The sequence below is a fragment of the [Scytonema hofmanni] UTEX 2349 genome (assembly GCF_000582685.1).
Taxonomy (GTDB): Bacteria; Cyanobacteriota; Cyanobacteriia; order Cyanobacteriales; family Nostocaceae; genus Hassallia; species Hassallia hofmanni.
Map to the genome: position 1 here is coordinate 99033 of NZ_KK073767.1, position 6000 is coordinate 105032.

3 protein-coding genes and 1 pseudogene are annotated in these 6000 nt (G+C 43.5%); 2 read left to right on the forward strand and 2 right to left on the reverse strand.

Features of this window, described 5'->3' with window-relative positions; translation table 11 throughout:
* Positions 1–54 precede the first annotated feature (54 nt).
* Complete coding sequence (locus TOL9009_RS50825; protein WP_029631585.1) at positions 55–3561, forward strand: DUF3854 domain-containing protein; 3507 nt, start codon at positions 55–57, stop codon at positions 3559–3561.
* A 175-nt stretch (positions 3562–3736) separates the two neighbouring features.
* Positions 3737–3922, forward strand: coding sequence for a hypothetical protein (locus TOL9009_RS50830; protein WP_144238155.1), 186 nt, complete (start codon positions 3737–3739; stop codon positions 3920–3922).
* A gap of 143 nt (positions 3923–4065) precedes the next feature.
* Here TOL9009_RS50830 and TOL9009_RS50835 read toward each other — a convergent pair whose 3' ends face one another.
* Positions 4066–4722 carry a hypothetical protein gene (locus tag TOL9009_RS50835; protein WP_029631584.1) on the reverse strand — a complete coding sequence of 219 codons (657 nt, stop codon included), beginning with the start codon at positions 4720–4722 and terminating at the stop codon, positions 4066–4068.
* 425 nt (positions 4723–5147) lie between these two features.
* Positions 5148–5402, reverse strand: a pseudogene (locus tag TOL9009_RS50840) (IS630 family transposase); the annotation flags it as partial.
* Positions 5403–6000: the final 598 nt, after the last annotated feature.

The window sequence follows — 6000 nt, forward strand, 5'->3', positions numbered from 1 at the left end:
TAGTGCTTCATACCCACACTCCCGCCATACCAGCTTCAAAGGGGGTGAGGGATGATGAACGACAATATCCCAAACCTATACCCCAACGACCTCACAGTCGCCGAGTACCACGAACTCGCCGACAAGAGCGCCATTCACCCCGCGCTAATCGAGGCTAATTTCATCCACATCGAAGGCGTATTAGTTTACTCGTACTTATTCATTTCCGAGCAAATAAAGCGCAAAAATGCCGGTCGAGTCACCGACAGCTTCTTAAAGCAGTACCAACACGCCGAATTGGGTGGATTATGGATTAGCGGACTCGACCCTCAAAACAACTGGCAACCGATGGAATGGGGGCGCTTTAAGCCCACTAACCCCCGAATTAATGCAGAAAAAGGCAAACTCGTCAAATACGAGTCACCACCCAAAACCCCCAACCGCGTCACTTACTTCGATATCCCCGACTGCATTTGGGATTTAGTCCGAAAGCGGTATAATATCAAGTGCAATAATTCTCCCCTCTCGTCGCGCCTTAGTGATAGGCTACATCCGCTCTTATTTTGGGAATGGGTTATTCGTCACCCAGAAATCCCCATAATCCTTTGCGAAGGGGAAAAGAAAGCAGCCTGTTTGTTAAGTCTTGGGTTTGTAGCGATCGCACTCCCCGGTATTTGGAACGGACGAGTTGGTAAAAAAGACTTCGACGAACGCCTCCACCCCGATTTGCTGCCTTTAGCACAAAAGGGACGCAAATTTATCATCCTCTTCGACCACGAAACCAACCCCAAAACCCGTTGGTCGGTCTTTCAAGCCACCCTACGTACAGGTAAGGCAATAGAGGCATCTCTATGCGCCTGTGAGGTGGCTCAACTCCCCGGAATGGAGAAAGGGGTCGATGACTTCGTAGTAGCCCGTGGTGACGATGCTAGCGCCCTATTAACTGCCATCGTTGACGACGCCAAAAGCCTCACAGATTATCAGCGATCGTTCTACCTCAGCCAGAGAGGACTAAGCAACAAATACAAACCAGACGTTCGGGTAAATGTCAAGTATTTATCTGGAGCTGTTGAATTACCAGAATCAGGACTGGTAGCATTAGAAAGTGATATGGGAACCGGCAAAACCGAGTTGCTCTCAAAATGGCGTGACTCACATCCCCAAGCGCGATTCCTCAACAACGGGCATCGAGTTAACTTGCTGAAAAACCTGGCTAATCGTCTCAAAACCGAGATGTACTCAGATTTGGGTTATACGGGTTTAGCTAAAGCCAATGCCCTCAGCATCACCATCGACAGCTTGCACAAGCTTTGCACCGATTCCCTCACCTACGGCTGCGTGTTTATCGATGAAGCTTGCCAGTATCTGACTCACCTGCTGCACAGTAAAACCTGTAAAGAACATCGGGCAGAGATTTTAGAAGTTCTGGAATATATCGTGTATAATGCGCCCTTGGTTGTAATTGCCGACGCGCATATGGACGACGTGACGGTGGACTTCTTCCGGGCAATGCGTCCACCAGAGGAAAAGCCGTTTATTATCAAAAACGAGTGGAAAAATGGCGATCGCCCAATTTACTGGTACGAAGGAGATAATTCTTCTGCCCTAGTAGCCCAGATTTCAGCAGCGCTGATGCTGGGTAAGAAAGTCATGGTGGTTTCCGACTCCAAGCGCTTTATTAAGAAACTTGAAAAGTCGCTCTCTATGCCCCTTGTTGTGGAGGGTAGCAACGCAGATCCTAGTTTGCAGGCGGTGATTGCAAATGACAATATTTCTGACGTTCCCTCACAATTACCCCAAAAGACAGATGACAAAAAAACGTCAGGTGTTAAAGCATCGCAATTACCCCAAAAGGTAGATGACAAAAAAACGTCAGGTGTTAAAGCATCGCAATTACCCCAAAAGGTAGATGACAAAAAAACGTCAGATGTCAAACAGCCGCTACGCATCTGGGCGATCCACTCGGAAAACTCCGGCAGTGAAGAAAACGTTGCCTTCATCAAGGACATAACTAACGCTGTAAAGAGCCTAGATGCCCTTTTAGCGTCTCCTAGCCTGGGAACTGGGGTGGACATACCTGAATATCATTTCGACGCTGTTTTTGGCGTTTTTCACGGGGTTTCGCAAACGGCTACCGAATGCGCCCAACAACTTTGGCGTTATCGTCCCAACGTCCCGATTCATGTTTGGGTAGCTCCGCGTCCGCCTTTTGGCTATAAAGATACCAATGCCAGTAAAATTAAGGAGCGGTTGCTGCAAACCAACGAAATGACGGCTTTCCTGATCAGGATTGACCGTGAAACAGGACGAAGAGGTGCTGAAAAAGACTCTTGCCTTGATGCGTACTGTCAAATTCAAGGGAAGCGACACCAATCTATCAACAACTTGCGGGCTGATTTACGCAACTTGTTAACGGAGATGGGTAACGTAATTATCCCAGTGGGTGTGGAGGAAAATAAACTAGCCCAAGAGCAACTAAAAAATGCTGGCATTGCCCTAGACGCTGCGTATTATACTGCGGTTGCTTCTTCCAACCAGATTTCGGCTACTGAGTATCGCTCAAGGCAAAGTAAAGATTATCTATCACCCGAAGAAATTTATGAGTGCGAAAAATTCCGCATCAAAGATGCTTACGGGATGGAGGTGACAGAAACACTGGTGCAAAAAGATAACAGTGGGAAATTAATTCGGGCGATCGCTGACTTGGAGGCTATTTTATCTGAGCCAGATGGTACAATTGTTGACCCAAATACTGGTTCATTATACCCAGCACCACCAACAATTGTGGCAGACAAAGACCGTCAGGAGCGCTTACATCTGCCGTTCTGTATGGACTGGGGGAATTATTCGGCTTCTTGGCTGGCTAGGTTTAATTTGGGACTGCATGGCATTCTCAAACGTCTAGTAGCGGGTGTTGAGGTTACGGCGAGTGACCCGGATTTGGTGAGAATGACGGAAATAGCCTATAATTGTGCGTCTCATGTTAAGGCGATTTTAGGGTTTACGGTTCCCCCTAAGTGCAAACCTATATGGTTGTTGGGAACGCTGCTTGACCAATTGGGGTTAAAACTAGATGACCATAAAAAAGGTCCACGGGGGAAACAAGTTAAATATCACTTGCTATCTCAAGAGGAATTGGACTTTGCGCTATCGGTAATGCGATACCGCGATTACAAGCGACAAGCAAAAGAAGAACGGATTAGGCAAGTCGAAGAAGAACAACGGCGATATCAAGCCAGATTGCAGTTACAGTATGGGATTGCACCGCCAAACTCACCCGTATCCACCCCCCCCCCTAATTCTATAGTTCCACCACTAGGGGAGGGGGTGGATACCGAAGTTGAAAACATCGATTTTGTCGATTTGGAACCCGAAGATGGCGATCCTACACCAATTAGAGATTGTGTCCAACAACTGCGCTCTGGGATTAAGCATGGGGTTGATGCCATTAAAGATATCCTCCAACGTTGGAGTGAAGATCGTCGGTGGTGTGCTGTGCTACTGCTGGAGAAAATTGCAGCTTCAGAACTACGTATATTAGAACAAATGATGCCACAGTTTTATACGTGGTTGAGTTTGTAACTATCTAATTGCTCTCGAAATTACGGCATTGTCGGTCGAGTCACCGTCGCGGCACAGTTTCTGCTGTCAATACTTTTTTATGTACGCCCCGCGCTTATTGCCTTACAGAATAAAAAAGTTGAGGAGCGCGTGAAATAAGGGCACACTTCATGAGGAATTTATACAGAAAGCTCGATTGGGTTTTGATTTATTTGAACCTAAAAATCAAAGTAGTATTTTGCTTTTTGCTTTTGTTAATCCGGGAGCAGTACGTCCAACATTTTTTCTCGTTTCTCTTTTCACGGGGATTCATAAAGGCAGCCCCGATCGCTCGTCTCTTGGCACTTCTGATCCCATACTTTTAAGTATGGGATTGAAGTAAGGAGCGTTATGGATTGAGTGCTACGCCATGATGCCACAAATCTTTTTATGAAGCATGTTCCTTATACCCACAACGTGCAGTTTTTATTGATACATATGTATTTCTGCCCTCTGCCCGAGCGCATAGCTGCCTTTCTTTGTAAGTTATATGTCGAACAGCTTATTATCTTTTTTTGACATAAATTCGGCTTCTTCTTCAGCAGTAAATTGCCGACAAATTTGTATCCACTTATTTGATTCTGAACGGTAGATATAAGAATCTTCAGCAGTTGCTGCATATAAACATTGCAACCACACGTCTTGGTATTTCGGATTTTTCTCAGATTCTGTCAGAATAATATTTAAAATTTCCGGCAACGTTAAATTACTGCGAATAATCCTATCTGAATCGTTCAGTTTTTCAACTTCTAAACTAGAAAGAGTAGGACAAACAGTTGCTTGCGAATTACAATAGTAAATATTACCGCCCGGTACTTTCACCATCATCCATACTGGTTCGTATGGATAAGGAGATGTACAAGTAAAATCCTCATATTGTTCAATCATCCATCCAGAAGTTTCCTCCGATCCAAACATATATTCGCCATCGGTTAAGCAAGTTAAGCGAACTTTTTCTCTATCGGATGAATCCAAAAAACCAAGTTCTATCGCTCGGTCTAAAGCTTTTTCAATACTCCAAGGTTCAAAACTACCCGCCCCTTCCCAGTGCTGGTCACTATCTGGTTCATTCCACCCTTTCTTCCAATATCCAAATTCCCAAACAGTCATCATTGGGTCAAATTTAAATTCTGTGTTTTTCATATTTTTGATGATATAAAATTTGTCTTTTTAATCCCACCAAGCCCGCAGGTAATTTGACTTAATATCAAGTTCATCCGGGGAACCAACAAATGCTTCAAAATCTGCAAGAACTTGATTTGTGCAAATACCATTAAACACAATTCCATCAATAGTAACTCGATAATCTTCACGAAATTTATCCCAAATATTTTGTATGCGAATTATTTTTCAGTTATACCAATTCGTCAAAATTTGACTACATATGCAGAAAGTGCGAAAATGACATGACGCACGATAATTGTATATCCCGAGTCGTGCGATCGCATGGTTGTGAATAAACCGAAAGGGATTTTGACATTAGAAGTAGTGGAAGTAGATTAATTTTATTGCTGGTTAATTGTCTTAAATATTGCCAATACGTAGTGTCTAGCTGTCATATAGCAATCCTAAATGAGTTGTGAAAAAAATGAACCATACATAAATATCTTCGGGAAATCAAAAACTTGATGATTAGTAACGAGTTCAAATAATCTCTTGATCTGAGGAAACGATTTACATAAGTGGTAAAACTCTCGAATAAAGTTTTTAGCGTACAACCAGATGTCCTCTACAGGATTTTGCGTTGGGTCATTGGGCGCAAATCGAATGCAAGTAATTTTCCATTTATCTTCACTTAACCCTTGATTAAGAGTATCTAAGTAAGCTTTAAATTCAGCAGAACGATGATAACTAGCGCCATCCCAAATCAAAGCAATACGGCTTTTTGGATACTGGGAAATTAAATATTTTACCCTGCGCGATCGCGTTACTAGAATCACCTTTTTTACAAGGCTTAATTAGAAACTCTTGTGTGTAATAATTTAGAGCGCCGAAATAAGTTTGTCGTTGTCTTTCATTGATAATTGGCGCGGACAGAGGATTCTGTCCGTCCACACGCCGCGAATTTCGGTCTTTGACCTTCTGTGACACCTCTGCTGTTCTTAGATTTAATAGGGTTTGGTTTTGCTCACGAGTCAAAAATACTCTTAGACGAGCGCCCATACTTTAAATTACCTCGGTAGATGCCTTCTCCGTATTTATTTGATCTTTACATAGTTTGGTTTTTTTCTACCTACCTACTTATTTCGTTATTTCTCTTCGATTAAAGTCAGCGACTCCATCACGAGAGCCGCTGCTCTACAAAACCGTGCTTGAAACTTTTGCTTCACACGGCTCCTCAATGATTTGGTGTATGTCAAACATACCTCATTACCCATCTTCCTTCAACTATTTCTAGTTTTCTGGGGGCTTAGGCTCGAC

What these genes read in the sequence shown, in the direction of transcription:
- TOL9009_RS50835 (WP_029631584.1), bottom strand. Translation starts at nt 4,722, where the DNA reads ATGAAAAACACAGAATTTAAATTTGACCCAATGATGACTGTTTGGGAA.
- TOL9009_RS50825 (WP_029631585.1), top strand. Translation starts at nt 55, where the DNA reads ATGAACGACAATATCCCAAACCTATACCCCAACGACCTCACAGTCGCC.